The sequence below is a fragment of the Pseudomonas sp. BS3782 TE3695 genome (genome assembly GCF_050435305.1).
Lineage (GTDB): Bacteria > Pseudomonadota > Gammaproteobacteria > Pseudomonadales > Pseudomonadaceae > Aquipseudomonas.
Genome location: NZ_JBNDKB010000001.1, coordinates 55,966 through 79,642 on the forward strand (window position 1 = coordinate 55,966; position 23,677 = coordinate 79,642).

22 protein-coding genes and 1 pseudogene are annotated in these 23,677 nt (G+C 59.6%); 9 read left to right on the forward strand and 14 right to left on the reverse strand.

Going from position 1 to position 23,677, the window contains the following annotated elements; all coding sequences use genetic code 11:
• Positions 1–47: 47 nt before the first annotated feature.
• Genes ABH909_RS00270 through ABH909_RS00285 form a run of 4 tightly spaced genes read right to left on the reverse strand, consistent with a single transcriptional unit; the run spans position 48 to position 2,349 of the window.
• On the reverse strand, positions 48–605 hold the full coding sequence (locus tag ABH909_RS00270; RefSeq protein ID WP_429429594.1) for a DUF4136 domain-containing protein: 558 nt from the start codon (positions 603–605) through the stop codon (positions 48–50).
• Positions 606–658: 53 nt separating this feature from the next.
• On the reverse strand, positions 659–1,285 hold the full coding sequence (locus ABH909_RS00275; protein WP_429429596.1) for a DUF4136 domain-containing protein: 627 nt from the start codon (positions 1,283–1,285) through the stop codon (positions 659–661).
• A 12-nt stretch (positions 1,286–1,297) separates the two neighbouring features.
• Positions 1,298–2,047 carry a methyltransferase domain-containing protein gene (locus ABH909_RS00280; protein ID WP_429429598.1) on the reverse strand — a complete coding sequence of 250 codons (750 nt, stop codon included), beginning with the start codon at positions 2,045–2,047 and terminating at the stop codon, positions 1,298–1,300.
• Positions 2,047–2,349, reverse strand: a complete 303-nt coding sequence (locus ABH909_RS00285) for a MazG-like family protein (RefSeq protein ID WP_429429600.1) — start codon at positions 2,347–2,349, stop codon at positions 2,047–2,049. The genes ABH909_RS00280 and ABH909_RS00285 overlap by 1 nt, the downstream gene beginning before the upstream one ends.
• A 182-nt stretch (positions 2,350–2,531) precedes the next feature.
• Between ABH909_RS00285 and ABH909_RS00290 the strand changes: the two genes are divergently transcribed.
• Together ABH909_RS00290 and ABH909_RS00295 are read left to right on the forward strand one after the other, a co-directional pair.
• The gene (locus ABH909_RS00290) at positions 2,532–2,825 is read left to right on the forward strand and encodes a hypothetical protein (RefSeq protein WP_063341672.1); all 294 of its coding nucleotides are present in this window, start codon (positions 2,532–2,534) and stop codon (positions 2,823–2,825) included.
• A gap of 189 nt (positions 2,826–3,014) precedes the next feature.
• A complete protein-coding gene (locus ABH909_RS00295) occupies positions 3,015–4,355 on the forward strand; it encodes an MATE family efflux transporter (protein WP_429429602.1) in 1,341 nt (446 codons plus the stop codon).
• 19 nt (positions 4,356–4,374) lie between these two features.
• Here ABH909_RS00295 and ABH909_RS00300 read toward each other — a convergent pair whose 3' ends face one another.
• The 10 genes and pseudogenes from ABH909_RS00300 to ABH909_RS00345 form a co-directional block, all read right to left on the reverse strand.
• A complete protein-coding gene (locus ABH909_RS00300) occupies positions 4,375–5,172 on the reverse strand; it encodes a DUF4123 domain-containing protein (RefSeq protein WP_429429604.1) in 798 nt (265 codons plus the stop codon).
• On the reverse strand, positions 5,169–6,497 hold the full coding sequence (locus ABH909_RS00305) for a type VI secretion system Vgr family protein (RefSeq protein ID WP_429429606.1): 1,329 nt from the start codon (positions 6,495–6,497) through the stop codon (positions 5,169–5,171). The genes ABH909_RS00300 and ABH909_RS00305 overlap by 4 nt, the downstream gene beginning before the upstream one ends.
• 233 nt (positions 6,498–6,730) lie before the next feature.
• Positions 6,731–8,644, reverse strand: coding sequence for an arginine decarboxylase (gene speA / locus ABH909_RS00310; protein ID WP_008069058.1), 1,914 nt, complete (start codon positions 8,642–8,644; stop codon positions 6,731–6,733).
• 223 nt (positions 8,645–8,867) lie between these two features.
• A complete protein-coding gene (locus ABH909_RS00315; RefSeq protein ID WP_145255445.1) occupies positions 8,868–9,239 on the reverse strand; it encodes a translation initiation factor Sui1 in 372 nt (123 codons plus the stop codon).
• Between the two features lie 323 nt (positions 9,240–9,562).
• A complete protein-coding gene (locus ABH909_RS00320; RefSeq protein WP_429429609.1) occupies positions 9,563–10,132 on the reverse strand; it encodes an NUDIX hydrolase in 570 nt (189 codons plus the stop codon).
• A 3-nt stretch (positions 10,133–10,135) separates the two neighbouring features.
• The gene (locus ABH909_RS00325; RefSeq protein WP_429429611.1) at positions 10,136–11,203 is read right to left on the reverse strand and encodes a DUF2333 family protein; all 1,068 of its coding nucleotides are present in this window, start codon (positions 11,201–11,203) and stop codon (positions 10,136–10,138) included.
• Between the two features lie 153 nt (positions 11,204–11,356).
• On the reverse strand, positions 11,357–11,833 hold the full coding sequence (locus ABH909_RS00330) for a hypothetical protein (RefSeq protein ID WP_429429613.1): 477 nt from the start codon (positions 11,831–11,833) through the stop codon (positions 11,357–11,359).
• Positions 11,830–12,336, reverse strand: a complete 507-nt coding sequence (locus ABH909_RS00335) for an Hcp family type VI secretion system effector (protein ID WP_429429615.1) — start codon at positions 12,334–12,336, stop codon at positions 11,830–11,832. Before ABH909_RS00335 ends, ABH909_RS00330 begins: the two co-directional genes overlap by 4 nt.
• Positions 12,315–13,033 (reverse strand): annotated as a pseudogene (locus ABH909_RS00340) (hypothetical protein). The gene ABH909_RS00335 and the pseudogene ABH909_RS00340 overlap by 22 nt, the downstream one beginning before the upstream one ends.
• Positions 13,030–14,181 carry a DUF2515 family protein gene (locus tag ABH909_RS00345; RefSeq protein WP_429429616.1) on the reverse strand — a complete coding sequence of 384 codons (1,152 nt, stop codon included), beginning with the start codon at positions 14,179–14,181 and terminating at the stop codon, positions 13,030–13,032. Before ABH909_RS00345 ends, ABH909_RS00340 begins: the two are co-directional and overlap by 4 nt.
• A gap of 326 nt (positions 14,182–14,507) precedes the next feature.
• On the opposite strand from ABH909_RS00345, the gene gcbA reads away from it, so the two are divergent.
• The 7 genes from gcbA to prmA all read left to right on the forward strand — a co-directional run bounded on the left by gcbA (position 14,508) and on the right by prmA (position 23,659).
• Positions 14,508–16,178 (forward strand): diguanylate cyclase GcbA, encoded by a 1,671-nt coding sequence (gene gcbA / locus ABH909_RS00350; protein WP_429429618.1) that lies wholly within the window; start codon positions 14,508–14,510, stop codon positions 16,176–16,178.
• Between the two features lie 954 nt (positions 16,179–17,132).
• Entirely contained in the window at positions 17,133–18,176 is a 1,044-nt protein-coding gene (locus tag ABH909_RS00355; protein ID WP_429439696.1) for a methyl-accepting chemotaxis protein, read from the forward strand.
• Between the two features lie 148 nt (positions 18,177–18,324).
• Entirely contained in the window at positions 18,325–20,064 is a 1,740-nt protein-coding gene (locus tag ABH909_RS00360) for a protein-disulfide reductase DsbD (protein ID WP_429429620.1), read from the forward strand.
• Positions 20,065–20,197: 133 nt separating this feature from the next.
• Entirely contained in the window at positions 20,198–20,650 is a 453-nt protein-coding gene (gene aroQ / locus ABH909_RS00365) for a type II 3-dehydroquinate dehydratase (RefSeq protein ID WP_123500889.1), read from the forward strand.
• Between the two features lie 48 nt (positions 20,651–20,698).
• The gene (accB, locus tag ABH909_RS00370; protein WP_008069033.1) at positions 20,699–21,166 is read left to right on the forward strand and encodes an acetyl-CoA carboxylase biotin carboxyl carrier protein; all 468 of its coding nucleotides are present in this window, start codon (positions 20,699–20,701) and stop codon (positions 21,164–21,166) included.
• Between the two features lie 17 nt (positions 21,167–21,183).
• Positions 21,184–22,542, forward strand: a complete 1,359-nt coding sequence (gene accC, locus ABH909_RS00375; protein WP_008069032.1) for an acetyl-CoA carboxylase biotin carboxylase subunit — start codon at positions 21,184–21,186, stop codon at positions 22,540–22,542.
• Between the two features lie 238 nt (positions 22,543–22,780).
• On the forward strand, positions 22,781–23,659 hold the full coding sequence (gene prmA / locus ABH909_RS00380; protein WP_429429622.1) for a 50S ribosomal protein L11 methyltransferase: 879 nt from the start codon (positions 22,781–22,783) through the stop codon (positions 23,657–23,659).
• The last annotated feature ends 18 nt before the right edge of the window (positions 23,660–23,677 follow it).

Here is a 23,677-nt window from a genome sequence, read left to right on the forward strand (position 1 = left end):
GCTCGCTCGCCACAGGTCCGCTGCCACAACGGATCTGTGGTGTCGGTTTAGCGCGGTGGATAGTTCGCCAATATCCGCCCGATCGTCTCGTGGATTCTATTGCTACGGTCCTGCGGGTTCGGTGTGCGGCTGAGCGTCTGCTCGTCGCTGCCGCGCCACACCAGTTTGCCGTCCTTGCCATCGAGCAGGTCGACCTGAATGGTCGCCACCTTGTAGCTGATATTGCGCGTTTCGTTGTACATCGGCCCGCCCCAGTAGCCGTACCATGGGCCACCATAACCACCGCCATAGTGAGTGGTCACCTGCTGCTGACGATCTTCGACGATCAGATAGGCCTGCACCCTCAGATCCGGACCGGCGCCAGCGGCGGCCGGCCGCAAACCGCGCTGATCCAGCTGATCGGCAACGGACTGGCGGATGCGTTGTTCGGTCAGGTCACTTTTGATCCGTGGGTCATCGGGACGGTATTGCACGGCGGGCTCTTTCCAGCTCCAGCTACGGTAGGCGGCAAAGTCGCGGCTGGCATCGAAGTCATGATTGACCTGGTTGGCGGCGCAGGCAGTGAGCAGCGCGGCCATGGCCAGTAAAGCGAGACGGCGGAACATGATTTTTCTCCGATAGAAGACATGCACCTGCGGGAGGCTTCCGGTAAAAGAAGCTAACTAGGAGGATACGCCGACATGGCCTTTTCGACAGCTTCGCGTATGGCATCGGCACGCTCGCTCTGGCTGCCCTGGCTGCTGGTTTCAGCACTGGCACTCCATACCGGCTGTCCGGTGCTCGCGTCGAACAGATCGACACGCACCACCACGACTTGCACTTGATAAGTGCGGATGACCGGCACCGTGTTGTACATGCCGTAACCGCTGCCGTAGCGGTTGTAACCGCCATAACCACCGCCGTAGTAACTCCCGCCGTAACCATAGTCGTCCCGGACCTGACGCCAGCGGGTTTCCAGATGCAAATCGGCGCTGACCCACAGGTCCGCCGGGCGATTGTCGTGCAGTGGGCGCAAGCCGCGTTGATCGAGAGCATTGCTGACCGCTTCGGCCACCTGCGCCGAGTCGGCCCAGGCAGTGTCCGGTGGCAGACGCCCGTTGAGCCAGGTCCAACTGCGATAGCGTCCGTAATCGCGTGGCGGCGCCGGGTAGGCGCTGCGGTCGAAGGTGGTGGCGGCCTGGGGCGGTGCCGGTGGCAGGGGATTGGATGTCGCGACATAAGGGTTGCTGCCCTGACAGGCCGCCAACCCGAGACAGATCACCAGTAACCCTGAACGACTGTTCATTTCGCGCTCCGCTCAGATCGGCCGACAGATCCAGTGCAGGTAGCGCCCCAGCCCGGCGAAACCTGGATGACGGCGGTGGGCCAGCTCCATTTCCAGCAAGTCCGGCAGTTCGACGCGGGCCTGGAATTCCACTGGCATGTAGTCGTAAAAAACCCGCACCCCACTCTGGGTTTCGACCTGCCACATGCTCTCAAGTTGCGCCGCCAGTTCCCGTGGATCCAGTGGCTGCTGCGGCGTCAGGCTCTGCTTTTCGCCGGCCATGTCGTTCTTGCGCATCTTGCGGAAATGACCTTTGAGCAGGTTGCGGTAGATCAACGCATCGCGGTTGTAGAACGCCAGGGACAACCAGCCGTCCGGCTTCGTCAACTGATGCAGTACCGGTAAAATCGCATGGGGTTCGGCCAGCCATTCCAGCACGGCGTGGCACAGCACCAGGTCGTAGGGTTCGGTGAGCTGACCGAGCAGATCCTGCCACGGCGCCTGGATGAACGTCGCCGTCTGCCCGGCTTCGGCGAAGCGCTGGCGGGCGCCTTCAAGCATCGGTTCGGCGGGTTCGGCGAGGGTCACCTGATGGCCGCGCTCGGCCAGCCACAACGACATGTGGCCCAGGCCGGCGCCGATGTCCAGGACGCGCAACGGGCGGTCTGGCAGGGTTTCGGCCAGGTCGGCCTGCAGCACCGCGAGCCGGATCGCACCTTTGGCGCCACCGTAGATTTTTTCGGCGAAGCGAGTCGCCAGCTGATCGAAATGACGGTCGCTCATCAGCTGAACCGCCGTTCGCTGTCCGCGAGCTTGTTGCGCACCACTTCATTCATGTCCAACCCCAACTCGCTGCACAACAGCAATAGATACAACACGATGTCACCGACTTCCTGCCCGACATGGGCGAGCTTGTCCGCCGGCAACTGGCGTGACTGGTCTTCGGTCAGCCACTGGAAAATCTCCACCAGCTCGGACATTTCCACGCTTGCGGCCATGGCCAGGTTTTTCGGGCTGTGAAATTGCCGCCAGTCATTGCGGTCGCGAATGGCGTGCAGGCGTTCGGTCAGTTCAACAAGGTTCATCGGGTTCTCCTGAAGGCGTATAGCTTCAAGGGGATGGCGGGTGAAGGCAAGTGGCAGCGTTGTGCCTGCGTACTTGCGTCATACTCAAAAAGATCGCAGCCTTCGGCAGCTCCTACGCAGCACGATCAATAGCCCAACGCTCGGATCCGGCAACCACGCCACCACTCCATCAGGACGTACACATGCAGGTAGAAAGTTTTTTCGAATGGCTCGGCCAGATAATCGGTTCGGCCATCCGGTTCATCATCGACGCCCTCAGCGGTCTGTTCAACCTGTTGAGCAACGCCGGCAGCAATTTTGTCGAAGGGTTGGCCCAAGCGCTGGGCATGGACACTTCGATCATCAGCATCATCACGCTGATCATCGGGCTGATGCTGCTGTGGGCAGCGATCCGCGCCTTCATGAACGCGTCGATCATCATGGGGATTATCTGGTTGTTGCTGGGGTTGTGGTTGTTGAGCTGGATTGTTCATTAAGGCAACCCACCATCAATGTGGGAGCGGGCTTGCTCGCGAAAGCGGTGTGTCAGGCGGCTGATAGGTTGAATGTAAGAAAGCCTTCGCGAGCAAGCTCGCTCCCACATTGGATCTGTGATGTTTTGTAGATTGCGTTCATTTGGCTGAACATAATCTGCCCTACAATGCAGGCGCCCCCAAGGAGCCTGCATGTCCAATCTGATTGCCGACTGGCGCGACCGTCCGACCCATCGTCGAGTCTGGGCGCTCGCCGCGCCGATGATTCTCTCCAACATTTCCGTACCCTTGGTAGCGCTGGTCGACAGTGCCGTCGTCGGCCACCTGCCCCATGCTCATCAGCTCGGCGCTGTCGCAGTGGGCGCCAGCTTGTATACCTTTCTTGCCTGGGCCATGGGCTTTCTGCGCATGGGCTCCACCGGGTTCGCCGCCCAGGCTGCCGGACGCGGAGATGGCGCAGCGTTGCGGCAGATTTTGCTCCAGGGTCTGTTGTTGGCCATGGGCCTGGCGATCGTGTTGGGCACAGTGGGCGTGCCGTTGAGCGGGGTCGCGTTGCACTTCATGCAACCGTCGGCGGAGCTGGACCAGCTCACCCGCGAGTTTTTCCACACGCGACTGTTTGGCTTACCGGCAGCGCTGGCCAGCTACGCGCTGGTGGGCTGGTTTCTCGGTACTCAGAACGCTCGGGCTCCGCTGGCGATTCTGCTGAGCACCAACCTGGTCAACATCGCGCTGAATCTCTGGTTCGTCCTCGGCCTGGAGTGGGGCGTGGTCGGCGCGGCCCGGGCCTCGGTGATTGCCGAATGGACCGGCGCGCTGATCGGCCTCTTCATGACCCGCCAGGCGTTGCGCGCCTATCCCGGCCATATCGCTTGGGCCGCGCTGGCGCTGTGGCAGAGCTGGCGCCCATTGCTGGCGGTCAATCGCGACATTTTCATTCGCAGCCTGGCATTGCAGTCAGTGTTTTTCCTGATCACCGTGCAAGGCGCCCGGCTGGGCGATGCCACGGTTGCCGCCAATGCGTTGCTGCTCAATGGTCTGCTGCTGACCGCCCACGCACTGGACGGTCTGGCTCACGCCGTGGAAGCCCTGTGCGGACACGCCATCGGGGCTCGCGACCGAAAAGCCTTGCGTCGCTCATTGGTGGTAGCGTGCGGTTGGTCGCTGCTGGCGAGTGTGGGGTTTGCCTTGCTGTTTCTGTTCGCCGGGCACCTGTTCATCCAGATGCAGACGGACATCCAGAGCGTGCGCGAGACCGCCTTCCTTTACCTGCCTTACCTCGCGGTGCTGCCGCTGATTGCCGTCTGGAGCTACCTGCTCGACGGTCTGTTCATCGGCGCCACCCGCGCCCGGGAAATGCGCAACGGCATGCTGCTGACGGTGATCCTGCTGCTGCCCTTCGCCTGGGCGCTGCAAGGCCTGGGCAACCATGGGTTGTGGATAACCTTCCTGTTGTTCATGTTGCTGCGCAGCCTGACCCTTGGCGCATTCGCCTGGTACTTGCGCAAACACGATGGCTGGTTCAAAGGATGACGAGGGCCGGCCTTCACGTTCAGGGCTGATCGTTTTGCCACAGGTTGCGCAGGCTATCGAGACGCTCCTGCTGGCTGGCTCCCGACAATGGCTGCCCGGCCACTGCGTCGGGATGCTGCAAGCGCAGCCATAACCAGTCATCGAGCACCGCACGATCGCTGAAATCCAGCGCCAGCCCTTCCTGCAAGTAAGCCCATATGCTGTTGTAACCGGTGCCGGTTGATTCACTCCAGCGCCAGACGTGTTGTTCCAGCAGGCAGGTTTGCAAGGTGTCTCGCTGACGCAGGCTGAGGTTTTCCTCGACGGCCAGCGGCCGGACGGCCAGCCGCGGATTGAACAACTGCTGCCAGCCCTGACAGCCAATCGCCCGGTCGGCCCAAGTGCCACCGAACCAGCGCAATTGATCGATCGGACCGAGCCAGCGACTTAACTCCTGCGCATCGCAGGCATCGAAAAAATAACTCGCCGTGTGTGGGTTGTAGTAACTCAACAAGGCCCGGTGATGCAGACCCATCGTGACCGTGAGCATGCGTCGCAAATGCTCCAGCAACTGCGATGGCGTTGCTTCACTGGCTAGCAGCAATCCGCTCCATATGTGTGGCGCACTTTGGCATAACTCGGTCAGTGCCGGGCATTCGCGAAGGTCGACCAATACCGGGCCGTACTCACGCAACGGGTGAAACTCAGTGCCTTCGAACAGGCGAAACCATCGGGCATGGGCAAACTGTTGCCGCACATTCGCACCGGCCTGAGGCTCGCCCGGAACATCGAGCAACAACCATTGCGCAGTCGAGTCGGGCGCCAGAGCGGCGATCATGCCGCACCGCTCTGGCCGAACTGCGTCGCCGCCCGACAGGTGCAGAAGGACTGCGTGCAATGACTGAAACTGCCACCGCCAGGCAGCAGGCACAGGAGCACCAGGGGTTCGCTGGATTGCAACATACCCAACAAGCCGACAGGCGCCGGATTCGCATCGATCATCAAGGAAGGTGCCAGGTCGGGTATGACTGGCTCTGTGTTCGACGCTGCGCCAGGAAGAAATCCGCTGATCAACGGCTGATCCGGATCGCCTTCGATAAAGCTCACCAGCACCTGCGCCCCTTCACTCAACGGCCAATCGTTCGCGTCTCCCAACTCGGGAGCCAGCGGCAACCAGCAGTGGCTGGGCGCCGCGCCTTCCCCCTGATAAAGCCAGTCAAACTGCACGGCTACCGGTCTGGACAGATCCGGTTGAGACTCATCGACCTCGACCACCCACGCCCGCTGCAAGCTATGCATTCTGGGTTGTTTCATCACCGAATGATCTGTCACGAAAGGCACTTCCTGCACAACGGCGCGCAGCTGATTGCTATAGGGAAGCCCTGGCTCCTGTCCCCCTCGATGCTCGACATGGGTCAGTAGCCAGAGACGATTGCAGTCCATACACGGGTGGCCGGACAGTGGCATCCGTTGACCGCTGCGCAGCGTCGCCAGATTCGTCTGGCCTTCAGCGATCTGCCCGCAGCCGTGAAGCTTGAACTGGTGCACACCTGGCCGTTCTTTTTCATCCTCAAAGACGCTCTCTTCGCCACGGCTGAACTGCCCCAGGCCATCACCGAAAACCACACAGTGTCCTGCGCGTGCACAGTGTTCGAAATAGTAATGAAGCCGTTCCTGGGCACATAGACGCTGGAGAAACTGCAGGTCTGACTCCCGGTACTGCGTGCAGAAATCGCGGGGCGAGTAATCGCCGCTCAGGTCGAAGCGACACCCCTTACCGGCAATGCCGTGCTCCTTGAGTACTTGGGCGAGAATCTGCGGCACCGAGCGCTGGCTGAAAATCCGCTGATTGAAGCGCTGGCCCAGACACGCCAGCCTGGGACCAAGACGCACACGACATAGCCGGGGCTCAGCGCCATGGCCAAGCTGAACGAGGCCAAGCAACTGCCCGTGAATACCCTGCCCCTGAGGCCCGAAGTGCAAAAAGGCCGAGCGGTACAGCAGGCTCGCAAGGTCCAGCGTCGGGTCATCGTTCAGCAAATCCACGTCGAACACAAAGGGCTCGCTGATGGCTTCGCTACCGGTAAAGGCCAAGACCTCAAAGGAGTCGGGAAGACCCGCTATATCCAGACGAAATGACGGCTCGTTGACTGGATCGAACATCGGCGATTCTCTACAGGAGGGGCGGCCGGGGATTCTCGCTGAGAGACATGGCCGAGTAGAGTGCCGAAATACAACTTAGGAAATGACCTACGTGAAAAGAAGACCATATCCCTTGGATAGCCCGGTCTGTGGGTAACTTCGCTTGAAAAAAGAGAAGCTCCGCACCAGATCATCTGAAATTTCCCCAACGTATGGAGAATTTTCAGACAACCCGATGGGAACGGAGCCTTACCTCAAGAAGACAGGTAAGACGAACGGGTCAGGCCCAGACGCAAGGCGTCGAGGAACTGGGTGCGCTCGGCGGCGCTGATGCGGGCACTGGCGCATTTGTCGCGGTAGTGGGTCATCAATTCTTCCGGCGACAAGTGCACGTAACGCAGCATGTCTTCGATGGTGTCATGGGTTTCGATACCGGCGTGATACACGCTGCCGTCGGCGTTCTGGTAGATGTTCACCGAGTCGGTGTCACCGAACAGGTTATGCATGTCGCCGAGAATTTCCTGGTAGGCACCCACCAGGAAGATTCCCAGCAGATAGTCTTCGCCTTCGTTCAGACCGTGTACCGGCAAGCTGGTCTCGATGCTCTGCTCATCGACGTATTGCTTGATCTTGCCGTCGGAGTCGCAGGTCAGGTCTTGCAGCACCGCACGGCGCAGTGGCTCTTCATCGAGACGATGCAACGGCAAAATCGGCAGGACCTGGCCGATGGCCCAGGTATCCGGCAGGCTCTGGAATACCGAGAAGTTGCAGATGTACTTGTCGGCCAGCTTGTCGTTGAGTTCGTCGAGCACCTGACGATGGGAACGCTGGCGGGCCTTCAACGAGTTGTGCAGGCGGCGGCAAACGGCGAAGTAGCATTGCTCGGCCAGGGCTTTTTGCGCCAGGGTCAGCTTGCCATCGGCGTATTGCGTGGCGACGTCGCTCATGTAGTGCGTGGCGCGCCAGTAGGTCTCGGTGACCATTTCGATGTCGGTCGGGCCGAGCAGGTCAACCAGCCACTGCACGGTTTCCGGCAGCTCTTCCTTGTTATCGATCTTCGGCACGTCGTCGTTGTGTTTCTCGACGTCGGTCACCTGAACCACCAGCATGGCGTGGTGAGCGGTCAGGGAGCGGCCGCTTTCAGAGAAGATGTTCGGGTGCGGCAGGCTCTGCGCATCGCAGAACTCCTTGAGCATCCCGACCACGACACCGGCGTAATCGTCCATGTCGTAGTTGATCGAACTGGCGTTACGCGAGTGCGTACCGTCGTAGTCCACGCCCAAACCGCCGCCGACGTCGATGTGGTCCACCGGCAGGCCGAGGTTGCGCAGTTCGCCGTAGTAACGGATCGCTTCCTTGAAGCCGTGCTGGTAGTCCGCCAGGTTGGCGATCTGCGAACCCATGTGGAAGTGCAGCAGGCGAATGCCCTGGTCCAGGCCGGCGGCGCGGAAACGCTCGACCACCGACAGCAGTTGCGCCGCCGACAGGCCGAACTTGGATTTTTCACCACCGGTGTCTGCCCACTTGCTCGACGCCAGGGACGACAGACGCACGCGCAGGCCGACCTGCGGCTTGACCTTGAGCGATGCGGCTTCTTCGATCACCAGACCGACTTCGGATTCTTTCTCGATCACGATGAACACGTTGTGACCGAGCTTCTGGCCCATCAGCGCCAGACGGATGAACTCGCGGTCCTTGTAACCATTGCAGACGATGGTGCCGCCCTTCGGCGCCAACGCCAGAACGGCGAGCAACTCAGGCTTGGAGCCGGCTTCCAGACCGATGGAAACGTTCTGGGTGGCGATGATGTTTTCGATCACCGCTTCTTGCTGGTTGACCTTGATCGGGTACAGCGCGGTGTACTTGCTCTGGTATTCCAGACGCTCGATGTTGGCGTCGAACGCACCGGTCAGCTGACGCACGCGGTCTTGCAGGATGTCAGGGAAACGCACCAGCAACGGCAACGACAAACCGCTTTTGCGCAGCTGGTCGACTTGCTCGAAGAGGTCGATAGGCGAACTGGTCGGACCGTTCGGACGAACTTCGACGCGACCGGCGTCATTGATCGCGAAATACCCGGCCCCCCAATGGCGAATCCCGTAAACACTGCGGCTGTCCGCAACTGTCCATTGGCTGCCATCGTCTTTGCGTGTGCGTCGTACGGACATTGAAGTCCCCTATAAAGAAGTCATAGAGCGTCGCCTGGGTTCAGGCCGGCGCAGTCTAAAGAATGAAAATGGCGATTAGCCTGCATGCAAGGGGCATAGACCTCGCATTCAGCACTGAGTTTAGAAACCGGTCAGAACAGGCTCTGTGAAAACCATGTAGACGACGCCGGACCAGAATTGAATCGGGGCCGGATCAAGCCGAGGGTGGTTTTCACAGAGGCTGCTAGCCGCCGGATTTCTTCGCTTTGAAACCGTGTTTGATCAGCTCGGCCAGGAGCAGCTCGACATGATCGCCCTGGATTTCGATGATTCCGTCTTTCAACGCTCCACCGGTCCCGCAACGTTTTTTCAACGTCGTGGCCAGCTCCTTGAGCGCCTCTTCGGCCAACGGCACGCCGGTGATAGTGGTCACCGTCTTGCCGCCACGGCCCTTGCTTTCGCGACGCACGCGAGCAATGCCGTCGCCGGCCGGGATAACGGTCTGTTTGCAGATGCAGGCATCCACCGGTTTACTGCAATCCGGGCAATGACGACCTGCGTCGGTGGAAAATACCAGGCCACCAAGGGCGGCGAAGGATGCGGCTTTTTTGGCCACCGGCAATCCTCTTGGGAGGACAAAGACTGGTCGCGGCAATCCGGGAGGGAGCCATCGACCGCGAAGCCCCACTCAGGCAGGGGCAGCGCTACTGGACCGTAATACATCGGTGTATGAGCGTAGGAGCGTAGGAGCTGTCGAGTGTAACGAGGCTGCGATCTTTTGATCTTGATTCAAAAGAAAAATCAAAAGATCGCAGCCTCGTTGCACTCGACAGCTCCTACATTCCTACATTTCTACAACAAGCATTACCGGTTCAGCTTGAAAAGGTCGCGCAGTGTAACGGCAAAAAGCCGACTTGCTAAGAGCCAATCGGCGCCAATTTATACCTTCTTTGCGACGTCGGTTTGCCGGGCCTTCAGATAACGCTGCAAAGCTGCCAGAGAGTCCGGGCAATAAGGCTTCTGCGTGATTTCCAGCATGACCTGATCGATCGGGATGAAGCGCGCTTCCAGCACTTCTTCCGGTTGCAGGATCAAGGGGCCGTCCCACACCGCCGAAAACGCCGAGCACCAGAGTCGGTTGCCGGTGTCTTCGAAGAAAAAGTGATCATGAGCCGTCAGTTCCACCCCGCTCACGCCCAGCTCTTCTTCCAGCTCACGGGCCGCCGATTCGGCGTAAGTTTCGGTGGCCAATACCATGCCACCGGCCGCCACGTCCCAGTAACCGGGGTAGATCGCTTTACTCAATGTGCGCCGGTGTACGCACAACTCACCGGCGGAATTGAACAGCATGATGTAAGTGCCACGCCCGATCAGCTCGCGTTCGCGCAGCTCGGAGCGCACCAGGGCACCGAGCAGATTGTCGTGCTCGTCGACCCAGGCGATCTGTTCGGCATCGGAGGCCGCGCGATGGGCGGCCTCCCGCATGCCATCGATGGAGTTATCAACCATGACTCAGCCCTGATTGAGCAGTTGACGCAAATCGATCACCGCGGCGTTGGCCCGGGAGATGTAGTTGGCCATGACCAGCGAGTGGTTGGCCAATACACCGAAGCCGCTGCCGTTGAGGATCATCGGGCTCCAGACCGGTTCTTGCGAGGCTTCCAGCTCACGAATGATCTGGCGCACGCTGACCGTGGCGTTCTTCTTCGCCAGCACATCGGCAAAATCGACTTCAATGGCACGCAGCAGGTGGGACAACGCCCAGGCCTGACCGCGGGCTTCGTAGAACACGTTATCGATCTGTAGCCATGGGGTCTCGACGACTTCTTCGTCCACCTGCGGCACCTGACCGAGCGCCGGCACTTCGGTTTTCAGCGCGGTATTGAGCTTGACCCGGCCAACGCTGGCCGACAGCCGTTGCGACAGCGAACCCAGACGGGTTCCGACATCACCCAGCCAGTTGTTCAGGTTGTCGGCGCGGGCATAGAACAACGCACTTTTCTGGTCAGGCCCCGACAGACGTGCCTGATAACGGCTCAGGGAGTTAATGCCTTCCAGGTACTCCGATTCGCTGGACGGCAGCACCCAGCTCCTGTTGTCGAAGTTGAAACGCGGCTCGGCCTTGGCCAGGTCGGCATCTTCGGCGGACTGCGACTGGGAACGGGCGAAATCTTTACGCAGCGCACGGCTCAGGTCGCGGACCTGGACCAGCACGCCATATTCCCAGCTCGGCATGTTGTCCATCCACAGGCCCGGCGGGAAACGGTCGTTGGAAATATAGCCACCCGGCTTGGTCAGCAAAGTACCGGCAACGGTCTTGAGGGTTTCCACCGTGGTGTAGCCGACCACCATTTGCTTGCCTTCTTTCTCGGCCGCCACCTGGGCATTCTGCTGAACCGGGAACAGCGCCGGCTCCTGGCTCCAGTACCAGCCCAGCGCGATCGCCACCAACAGGTAAAGAACAATCAGAGTGGCCAGCGCCCGGCTGAACAACAGGCCGCCAAAATAACTGCGGGTGGCCGATTTCGGTTCAGCGGCACGCTCAGGCGCGCTGCCTGTGCGGTTCTTCCAGTCCAGCATGGCGGTATCCTTTCAATCACTTGAGTTCATCGGTTCGACCACAACCATACAACAACGTGCCTTTTACCGGCACCTGCCGTTACGTCTATCCGCAAAATTATTGCCCGAATCTGCGACAGCCCTTGCCAATAAGCTCAAGTATCCATGCCAGCGCTAAACGCCGATAACCTTCATTGAGATCTGCTGCACCCCGGCCGGCGCAAAAAGATGGGCGATACCTTCGCCATCGGTTCGGCGCTGCACGGACTGCCCATCCACCGTTGCGAGGTACGACAACTGCGCCAGCGGCTCGGCCGTTACGCTGTCGACGAGGCGAAAGATCCTTGGCGATCGCAAGGGTTGAACCGGTGGATTTTTCATCAATTCGATCATTGACTGATCGAATGCAGGCGTAGGCACTACCCAGTCACCCAAGTCTGCCTCCATGCGGATCAGCCACCACCCGCCACGCTCGATCTGCTCCAGCACCTCACTGTCGATATTGATCAGCAGAGCCGCACGCAATTCGTCGAGGCCGTCAATGGATTGCCGATCGAGCAACGCCTGGCGCACGTGGTCCAGTGCTTGCTCGCGGGGATACGCATGTTGGCGTTCCCACGCGGACAGATGAATTTCATTGACCAGCCTCATTCCTGCACCTCGGCACGCCATTCGTCGGAGCCCATGGTCCGGCTGACCTCATGCCGCCAATAGATCCGCCGATAGCTGAAGTGGACCTTTTCCAGTTGAGTCAGGTGAGCGGTGCCGGGGTCCTGACAATGCGGCATCAACACTTCGGCACCAACGATTACCGCGTCTTCAAGCTCCATGGTGTAGAAATGCTCCTGCGTTCCTTGAGCCGAGGTGCGATACCACTCGACGCGGCACTGGCTGAGCAACTCCCCGGAACACAGAGCGATGTTAATCAACGGCGAAGCTTTGTCGATTGCCTTGGTGATGATCAAGGGTTTATGCATCCGCCGCCCCGCTCCCGCCCCTTTTGGCACGAAAATGCCATGGCTCAGGGCTTGAATCATGATCTGGTCTTCGCGGCCCAACTGATAGACGTTGCCCACTGACGCCTCGGTGAAGGCGCCTGCGCTGATCAGGCCTTGTCTTTCACCCTTGAGGGTCATGAAGGCGGGAGTTGGCATGGTGGGGCTCCGTTTTGTTTGGGTTGCGGGGCGGGGAAGTGACTGGGTTCGTCATATCGGTCTTCGATTTCGGCGAAGGGGATCCAGGGTTTGGCGAGTGCGAGAGTGATGAGGTAGCGCTCTTCACTCGGATTTCGGTAATCCTCGAAGCGAGCCAGTACCAGCATGACCTGATACTTATCGTCAGCTTGCCAGTAGGTTATCCCTGCGAGAATTCCTTTGCGCAGGTAGGCCCGCCACTCAGGTGTATCGACGATCGTGGGATTGTTTCGCAGCCCCTTCGCCACCCAACCTTAGCGCGCCATTGGTCTTGCAGGTCGAGAACAACTTTAAGCGCGTCATCAATCAGGAGCGGTTCGATCTGGGGGGACATGCGGAGGCTGTAAATGACATTGTCGTTGAATCCGACGGCAAAATAGCGCGCCGCAGGTGTGCTGAACCCGAACTGCGGGTCGACGAATCGCAATCTTGCGTCGACCTTGGGTATGCCGAACCAGAAATGCCCGCGTATCCGTGGACTGAAAGGTGCTGAAGAGTTACTACGCAAATCTTCATACGCCCCACCTATTTCCAAGACGATTTCGGGTTCATCCCACAAAGGTTGCGTCAACTGATGTAGGGCGGCCCACGTCAAGCCCCCCAGAAGCAGTAGGTATGCACCGCAACGCCAGCCGAACAGCCTGGGTTGCAGATTCATAGCCTGCTACCACCCGATGCGATCTCGTTGATCGACTGCTCTAATGCGCTACGGTTGTGATCGTTGAGCATTTGATCAAAGCCTGTCGCTGCCTGGAGCACGAATGGCATTCGCTGCTTGATATCCGATAAGTCCGCCAGCGGGTTATTACCAAAACCGATGGTGCGACCGTCCTCGACTCGCTGGCATTGGCTGGTAAGGGTCAATTCAATGGCCTGGGCAACGCCTGAAGGAAACCCAGTGACATAGGAGGCATGGTTGCCACGCAGCAAATTCGCTAATTGCCGGTCTTGGTAAATTGTCGGCTGTAGGATATTTTCCTGTTCATGAGATGCCAAATGCACCACGCTCTCAGTTATGTTCCCAGCCTCTATAGCCTCAAAAGCTAGCAAAATTTCCGGGTAGGCCAGCCCGAACTGTAGTTTCTTATACCCCACCGGCCAAAGCACCGGAAATTGCGAACGCCCATAAATGCTCGCCCGCGCCTTCAGACACTGCTTCAACTCCCCCAACCCACGCTTCGCATAAAACTCATGCAGCGGATAAACATCCAGAAACAGCGTGGTATTGCCCAGCGCCATCATGTCGTGCACATGCCGGAATTGCTGTTGCACGAACGACAAGTCTTCCCCCTGTGGACGGAAATCCATAGAGGGAACCGGATTAAGCGAGTCAGCTTCTTTATAGTCACGCAATTCATCTGCCTGTCCGGACATCCTGTCCCGAGTCAACAACCCTGACTCACGACGGTTTTCCCGCAAACGTTGCCGCGCCTCACGCTCCTCGCGAATAAGTTCGATACTGTCCGCCGCATGCAACAATCCGCAACCGACCTGCTTGGAAGCAAACGCCGCCAACCCGGCCCACTGAAACCGCGAGTCGTGCAGCCACAGTCGAGCATATGCAGCATTGATAGCGCGGTTGCGCTCAACGGGGTCCGCAATCAATACGCCTTTAGGCGCGACGACTTCTTCCGCCTCGCGCTGGAAGGTACGCCAGAGGCAGGAGCACGTAAGAATCGGCACGTCCGTAACGAGGGTCTTGCTGCCATAAAGCCGCACTTCTTTGCATTCACAGTCAGCAACGGGCGTGCTGTTGTGGTTCAGGCGCTGATCATCAATGGGGTGTTCCTTGAAACACTGGGTCATGGTTTGCGGAGAAGCGACTAAGGGAATCCCTGAACCCTAACAGCTGCCATTCCCGAGCGGATCGTTTGGCCGAAAAATCAGAAATACCTGACAGACGAGGCTCGCCGAGACATGGGAAGTTGCCTTGAAATGACCAGGAGATGTCCTGAAACACCTGATTCATCAGGCTCTGTCAGCCAGTGACGCCCTGGCCGAGACTCATGGGTCAGTAACTGAATAAGGTCGCTTTGCAGTTAATTGACCTACGACACTCATGCAATCGAAAAGAGGTGCTAGCATAGAGCCACCAGTCGATCTCAGCATGCACCCTAACTAGTAGTCAGGATATGACCGAGCCAGAAGACCCCAGCCGTGAGCGCCTCAAGCACCATTTTGCCCAGCGGGTCATTCATCAGGCGCGCCAGATTCTTGAGATATGGCAACGCCTGCAGCGCAACGAATGGTCCACCACCGACTTGTCGGAGTTGAGTGAAGCCAATCTGCGCCTGCTGCGGTTTGCCGAACGTTTCGAACAACCGGAACATACCCAGCTGGCGCGCCACATCGGCCAGTCGCTGGAAGCGGTCGATGCCAATCGCGGACGCCTGAGCAGCGGACTGATCACTGACCTCAATCGTCTGATGCAGCGCCTGTCCCGCACCGGCCTGCGTCATGGCGATCAGTTCGAACAAACCTTTCTGCCGCCGCTGCGCAAGCCGATCTACGTGATGTTGCAAGATCACGACCGGGCCGAACGGCTGGCCAAACAACTTGAATTCTTCGGGCTGAGTGCTCAATCCCTCGACAGTGTCGCCGCGTTCCGCTCCTCGATGGTCGAACGCTTGCCGGCGGCGATTGTCATGGACGTCGATTTCAGTGGCGCCGGCATCGGCCTGAAACTGGCGGCCGAAGCCCAGGAAGGTCTCGATCAGCCCTTGCCACTGTTGTTTTTCAGCCTGCACGAAACCGATACCCCAACCCGTCTCGCCGCCGTGCGTGCCGGCGGCCAGGAATTTCTCACCGGCACCCTCGAAGCCTCTAGCCTGCTGGAAAAGATCGAAGTCCTGACCTGCGTCGCCCAGTACGAACCGTATAAAGTGCTGATCATCGACGACTCCCGCGCCCAGGCCTTGCACACCGAGCGCCTGCTCAACAGCGCCGGGATCGTTACGCGGACCTTGATCGAACCGATCCAGGCCATGGCCGAACTGGCGGATTTCCAGCCGGACCTGATCATCCTCGACATGTACATGCCGGCCTGCACCGGTACTGAACTGGCCAAGGTGATCCGGCATAACGACCGCTATGTCAGCGTGCCGATCATTTACCTGTCAGCCGAAGACGATCTGGACAAACAGCTCGACGCCATGAGCGAGGGCGGCGACGACTTCCTGACCAAACCGATCAAGCCACGGCACCTGATCACCACAGTGCGCAACCGCGCGGCGCGGGCGCGCAATCTGAAAGCGCGGATGGTGCGCGACAGCCTGACCGGTTTGTACAACCACACTCATATTCTGCAATTGCTCGAAGACTGCTCATTCCGCGCCCGCCGCGAAAGCAAGCCGCTGAGCTTTGCGATGCTCGACATCGACCACTTCAAACGGGTCAACGACAGCCACGGCCATCCCATGGGTGACCGGGTGATCAAGAGTCTGGCGCTGTTCCTCAAGCAGCGGTTGCGCAAGACCGACTTCATCGGCCGTTATGGCGGCGAAGAGTTCGCCATCGTCATGCCGGACACTGATATCGAATCGGCCTGTAAGGTGCTCGATGAGATCCGTCAGCGCTTTGCCGAAATTCACTACCCGGCTCAGCCCCAGGACCTCTGGTGCACGTTCAGCGCCGGCGTCGTCGAATTGCGCGAAGACTCTGACAGCCTGCTGATGGCCAGCCAGGCGGACGAGGCGCTGTACCGTGCGAAGCACGCCGGACGTAACCGCGTACAAGCCGCGAGAGAATCAAAGCAAAGTGCCACTTTTTCATCGGAATCGACCCATTCGGTCATAACTCTGTAATAGAAACGCAATAACTTCAGGCACTTACCATTCTGCCGTTGGTAGACCATGATGCGCCTGAAGCTGTTGACCAATCTCAATACCCTCCTTTTGGTCGCCGTGTGCGTGGCCCTTGGCGCCACGCTCTGGTGGTCGCAAAAAGCCCTGGGGCGCCCCTATCTGTTGATGGAGCGTTATCTGGGACTGTCTCAGCAGTTTCAAAATGAAGTGGCGCGCAATATCGAGGATTACCTGGCCAGCGGCGACGCCCTGCGCCTGAGCAGCGCCAGCCAGGCCATCGACGCCTTGCAAAAAGAACTCGGTGAGTTGCCACCGGCCTTGGCTGATACCTTGCGTCCGAGCCTGTCGAACCTGACTGAATTCAGCAAAACCGACCTGCTGGCTGCCGGCAAACTCGCAGGCGATCCGCAAGCATTGCTGCTGCAAGCCGAACGCGAACTCGGGGCCAGCCTCGATCAACTCAACCAATACGCCAACGGCAACGCGGCCTATCTGACACCTTTGCTCGTCGCTTCCCAGCACTTGGGCAAACTGTCACTGGCCCGGAACAAACTGGTTAGCAGTGGTCGTAGCGAACTGGCCGCCGATGTTGAACGCGAAGTCGCCAACATCCGCACTCAAGCCGAGCAACTGGACGCTTTACCGCTACTTGGCGTGACTGCCAGCACCGAATCGAACACCGATGATTTCGCCGCGATGATGGGGTTGGATAACACCGAGAAAACCGTCGCCGAAGATGTCGGCGTCGGCCTCAAGCGGGAGCTCAACAGCCTGCTCACCCGCTACCCTTCGGAACTGGCGCGCACTCGCGAACAAATCCAGAAACGCGCCGACCTCAGCGCTGCGACGCACGTGAAAATCACCGCCGTGCAGCAGTCCATCGCCGGGCTGGAACCGGTGGTGCGTGCCCAACACGGGCAGATCCAGAGCGAAGTGCGGTTGATGCAAGGGGTGATGATCGGACTGATTCTGCTGATCGCATTGCTCATCGACACCTTGCAGCGACGCCTCGCCCGAACCCTGACCAACCTCGCTCCGGCGCTGTCAACCTGGGCCGAAGGGGACTTCAGCCGCGACATTCAATTGGGCGCGACCAACCGCGAGCTGCATGACATTCAAGCCTCGCTCAATCGCTTGCGCGCCTATCTGGTCGACCTGGTCGGTACCATTCGCCTCAATGCCGAGCAAGTCGCCGGCAGCAGCCGAACGTTGGCCGAATTGAGCAATGACCTGCACAGTGGCGCCGAGCATCAGGCCGGCGACACCGCGTTGATCCGCGACTCCCTGGGTGAACTCGAGGCGACGATTCAACAAGTCGCCGGTGAGGCCAGCCAGGCCGCCGATGCCAGTCGTCATGCAGGACTTGCGGTGGAGCACGGGCAGAAAGTGATCGGCCTGAGCCTCACCGGCCTGCATGCGTTGGTGGGTGAAGTGCAAGGCAACGCGCAGATGATCGAACATCTGGCCGAGGAGTCAGCGACCATCGGCGGTGTGCTGACGGTGATTCGCTCGATTGCCGATCAGACCAACCTGCTGGCCCTGAACGCCGCCATCGAAGCGGCCCGCGCCGGAGAAATGGGCCGAGGGTTTGCGGTGGTGGCCGAGGAGGTTCGCTCACTGGCGCAACGCACCGCCGGGGCGACGGCCGAGATCCAGACGCTGATCGCCGGCCTGCAAACCGCCGCGCGGCAATCGGTCGAAGGCATGCGTGCCCAGGTCGAACACGCCGAAGCCACCGCCAATCAGGCTCAGGCGGCTGACGGGGCGCTGGATAAAATCGTCGGGGCGATCCAGACCATTGCCGACACCGCCGTGCGCATCGCCGATGTCACCGCCCAGCAGAGCGGCGCGGTCAGCGAAATCCGCGATCACAGTGAGCGGATTCACCAGTTGGGTGGGGATAACTTGCTGCGCATCGGCGAGGGGCGTGAGCAAGGGGAGAATTTGTTGGTGCTGGGTGGACGGTTGCATACAGCCGTTCAGGCCTTCCGGGTCTGACAAACCGCTATCACGAGCAGGGTATGCACTGTCCTTGTGGGAGCGGGCTTGCCCGCGATGACGTCAGAACAACAACCCAAGATGCCCCGCCCTGCACATCCCGCCACTGTCCGCTATCATGCCCACACTTTCGATACGCGAGATTGTCATGCGCCGTTTGCTTTGCCTGCTGTTTTTAGTCCTCGCCCTGCCGGTCTCCGCCGCCGGGTTGCTGGACAGTCGGCCCGGTTCCACCTTGGGTTCGGTCAACAACAGCGCCGACTTCCTGCCGGTGCGCGAAGCGTTCAAGTTGAGCCTGGTAGAAAGTACGCCGCAATCGATCAAGCTGCGTTTCGTCGCTACCGAGGGTTACTACCTCTACCGCCATCGCTTCCAGTTTCGCGCCGAACCGGCCGACATTGGCCTCGGCGCGGCGCAATTGCCCAAGGGCGAACAAAAGCGAGATGAGTTCTTCGGCGATGTCGAGGTTTACCACGGCATTCTCGATGTAGAACTGCCACGCACCGACTCACGCGCTTTTACGCTGGTCGTGACCTATCAGGGCTGCGCCGACAAAGGCCTGTGTTATCCGCCCGAGACCGAACGCCTGAATATTGATGGCACCGGCGCCGCGCCCCCCTCCTGGAGCTGGCGCGAATTGGCGCTGTTTTTTCTTGCAGGAGTGGGCCTGACCTTCACCCCCTGCGTGCTGCCGATGCTGCCGATCCTCTCCGGAGTGGTCCTGCGCGGACAGGTTGGCGGGTTACGCGGCTTCAACCTGTCGCTGGCTTACGTACTGCCGATGGCCCTCTGTTTCGCCCTGCTCGGGGCCTTGATGGGAATGTTCGGGGCACAGCTCAATCTTCAGGCGCGCTTGCAGTCGGCTTGGGTGCTGGTGCCATTCGCGATGTTTTTCGTTGTATTTGCCCTGGCCATGTTTGGCGTATTCGAATTGAAACTCCCCCATGCCATCAGCAGCCGCCTGGACCGAATCGCCGGGCGTACCGAAGGCGGCTCATTGTGGGGCGCAGCCGTGCTGGGCGTGGTGTCGAGCCTGCTGGTTTCGCCGTGTGTATCGGCACCACTGGCCGGCGCGCTGCTGTACATCAGCGCCAGTGGCGATGCGCTGGGCGGCGGCTTGAAACTGTTCATGCTCGGCCTGGGCATGGGCGCACCGCTGTTGCTGGTAGCGACCGGCGGCGCGGCCTGGCTGCCGAAAAGCGGCCCATGGCTGATCTACGTGAAAAACGCGATTGGGGTGCTGTTGCTCGGGCTGGCGATCGCTTTGCTCAGCCGGGTATTGCCGGGCCAGATCACCTTGCTGTTGATCGGCTTGCTCGCCGGTGGCGTCGGGTTGTTTATGGGCGCACTGGAATTCGTCTATAAACCGCCAAGAAAACGCCTGGGGCAATTGCTCGGGATGTTCTTGCTGTTTTATGCCCTGGCCTGTTGGTACGGCGCCTTCAGTGGCCAGACCGATCCGTTCAACCCCATTGGCCAACCGCGCAACGTCGCCAGCAACGGTCAACCGCCAATCGCCGGCAACTGGCAAACCATCACCACGCCAGCCGAACTGGACCGCGTCCTCGCCGAAGCCAAGTCCTCTGGCACACCGCTGCTGCTCGATTGGTACGCCGACTGGTGCATCAGTTGCAAAGTCATCGAACACGAAGTGCTCACCGATGCCAATGTCGTCGAACGCCTCAAAGGTTATCGATTGGTCCGTTTCGATATGACCGCCAGCAACGCCGAACAACGCGCCTTGCTCGACCGCTACAAGCTGTTCGGTCCTCCGGCGCTGATGTTTTTCGGCAAGGATGGCGTCGAACGTGTCGATGTGCGGGTGATCGGCGAGATCAGCGCAAAAAATTTCGCCGAACGTGTTGCGAAAGCAAATGACCGGATTTAATTGCCCGGTCATATATTTCGCGTAAACATCGGCCATCGTGCTGGCTATTGCATAGAACTGGACAGTCACAAAGGCTTTGCGGCATAGTCGCCGGGTTCTGACAATTTGCACACAGATGACAAAGGAGCAGCAGATGGCGACCCTATTGGTTTTACACGGCCCCAACCTGAACCTGCTCGGCACTCGGGAACCGGGCGTCTACGGTGCAACGACGCTGGCGCAGATCAATCAGGATCTGGAACAGCGGGCACGCAATGCCGGCCACCATTTGCTCTATCTGCAAAGCAACGCCGAGTACGAATTGATCGACCGCATCCACGCTGCTCGCGGTGAAGGTGTGGACTTCATTCTGATCAATCCAGCAGCTTTTACGCATACAAGTGTCGCATTACGTGACGCGCTGCTGGCAGTGAGCATCCCATTCATCGAAGTGCATTTGTCTAACGTGCACAAACGCGAACCTTTCCGCCATCACTCTTACTTCTCCGACGTTGCGGAGGGAGTGATCTGCGGCCTTGGCGCCAGCGGTTATCGACTGGCCCTGGAGGCCGCACTAGAGCAGCTTGAAAGACAGGCAACGGCTTGAACAACAAGCGTTAAACGCCCCTGACCGACCCTTGGGAGTTGATGATTCATGGATATCCGTAAAGTTAAGAAACTGATCGAATTGCTGGAAGAGTCCGGTATCGACGAGCTCGAGATCAAGGAAGGCGAAGAGTCCGTACGCATCAGCCGTCACAGCAAGACGCCGGCTCAGCAGTACTACGCTCCCGCTCCTATGCATGCTCCGGCGCCGGCGCCTGCGCCTGTCGCTGCTGCTCCGGTTGCCGCCGCTGCTCCTGCAGCCCCGGCTGCACCTGCGCTGAACGGCAACGTTGCCCGTTCGCCGATGGTCGGTACTTTCTATCGCAAATCCTCGCCGTCCTCGCCGTCCTTCGTTGAAGTCGGCCAGACCGTGAAGAAAGGCGACACCCTGTGCATCGTCGAAGCCATGAAGATGATGAACCACATCGAAGCTGAAGCCAGCGGTGTGATCGAATCCATCCTCGTCGAAGACGGCCAGCCGGTTGAGTACGACCAACCGCTGTTCACCATCGTTTGAACCGCGGAGAAACTTTGATGACTGCGAAGTTGGAAAAAGTTCTGATCGCCAACCGCGGTGAGATCGCCCTGCGGATTCTGCGTGCCTGCAAAGAGATGGGCATCAAGACTGTCGCCGTTTACTCCAAGGCCGACAAAGAGCTGATGCACCTGGGTCTGGCAGACGAATCCGTCTGCATCGGCCCGGCCTCGGCCGCGCACTCTTACCTGCACATTCCGGCCATCATCGCCGCCGCTGAAGTGACTGGCGCTACCGCCATCCACCCAGGCTACGGCTTCCTTGCGGAAAATGCCGACTTTGCCGAACAGGTCGAGAACTCCGGCTTCGCGTTCATTGGCCCGAAAGCCGAGACCATTCGCCTGATGGGCGACAAGGTATCGGCCAAGCACGCCATGATCGCCGCTGGCGTTCCAACCGTTCCGGGTTCCGACGGCCCGTTGCCGGAAGACGAAGAAACCGCCCTGGGCATCGGCCGCGAAGTTGGCTATCCAGTGATCATCAAAGCCGCTGGTGGCGGCGGTGGTCGTGGCATGCGCGTGGTACACAAAGAGGAAGACCTGATCTCCTCGGCGAAACTGACCCGCTCCGAAGCGGGCGCAGCGTTCGGCAACCCGATGGTCTACCTGGAAAAATTCCTGACCAACCCACGTCACGTGGAAGTTCAGGTACTTTCCGACGGCCAGGGCCACGCTATCCATCTGGGTGACCGCGATTGCTCGCTGCAACGTCGCCACCAGAAGGTTCTCGAAGAAGCGCCGGCACCGGGCATCGACGAGAAAGCGCGTGCTGAAGTCCTCGCTCGCTGCGTCAAGGCTTGCATCGACATCGGCTACCGTGGCGCCGGCACGTTCGAGTTCCTGTACGAGAACGGCCATTTCTACTTCATCGAGATGAACACTCGTGTCCAGGTAGAGCACCCGGTATCGGAAATGGTCACAGGCATCGATATCGTCAAGGAGATGCTCAGCATCGCCGCTGGCAACAAGCTGTCGTACACCCAGGATGACGTCGTTATCCGCGGTCACGCGCTGGAATGCCGGATCAACGCCGAAGACCCGAAAACCTTCATGCCTAGCCCAGGCACGGTCAAGCATTTCCACGCACCAGGCGGCAACGGCGTTCGCGTCGATTCGCACCTGTACAGTGGCTATGCCGTTCCGCCGAACTACGATTCGTTGATCGGCAAGCTGATCACCTACGGCGCCACCCGTGACGAAGCCATGGCGCGCATGCGCAATGCGCTGGACGAAATCGTGGTCGACGGGATCAAGACCAACATCCCGCTGCACCGCGACCTGGTACGCGATGCTGGCTTCTGCGAAGGGGGCGTGAACATTCACTACCTCGAGCACAAACTGGCTGGCGAGAAGCATTAAGCTGTGATCCGCACCAACAAAGCCGCTTTCGAGCGGCTTTGTTGTTTCTGAAGCAAAGTCAAAAGATCGCAGCCTTCGGCAGCTCCTACATTTGGAATGCGTTCCCCTTGTAGGAGCTGCCGAAGGCTGCGATCTTTTGATCTTCGACCATGGTCGTCTTCTTAGCCACGCTCGCGTAAACTTGCGCGCTTCTCGCAGCCCGCCAGGCTGCAATCCATATTTTTCAAAGGTGCCCGCCATGCCTTGGCTGCAAGTCCGTCTCGCCATCAGCCCAGAACAAGCCGAAACCTACGAAGACGCTTTCCTTGAAGTGGGCGCCGTGTCGGTGACCTTCATGGACGCCGAAGATCAGCCGATTTTCGAGCCGGAACTCAATACCACCCCGCTGTGGTCGCACACTCACTTGCTGGCCTTGTTCGAAGGTGGCACCGAGCCCGGTCCGGTGCTGGCCCATCTTGAGTTGCTGACCGGCAGCCCGCTGCCCGAGCATCACAGTGAAGTGATCGAAGACCAGGATTGGGAACGCAGCTGGATGGATGGTTTCCAGCCGATGCGCTTCGGTCAGCGCCTGTGGATCGTCCCGAGCTGGCACGCCGCGCCGGAACCCGACGCCGTGAACTTGCTGCTGGACCCGGGCCTGGCGTTCGGCACCGGCACTCACCCGACCACCGCGCTTTGCCTGGAATGGCTCGACGGTCAGGACCTGAAAGGTTGCAACGTGCTCGACTTCGGTTGCGGTTCGGGGATTCTGGCGATTGCAGCCTTGTTGCTGGGCGCCAAAGAAGCCGTCGGCACCGACATCGACGTGCAGGCGCTGGAAGCCTCACGCGACAATGCCGGTCGCAACAACATTGCTGACGAACTCTTCCCGCTGTATTTGCCACAAGACCTGCCGCAGGTTAAGGCCGACGTGCTGGTCGCCAACATTCTTGCCGGCCCGCTGGTTTCGCTGGCGCCGCAACTGTCCAGGCTGGTCAAGCCGGGCGGTCGTTTGGCACTGTCGGGCATTCTCGCCGAACAAGGTGAAGAAGTTGCCGCCGCCTACGCTCAGGACTTCGATCTGGATCCGATTGCCAATCGCGACGGCTGGGTACGCATTACTGGCCGTCGGCGCTAGAATGAGCGCCTGCATAAA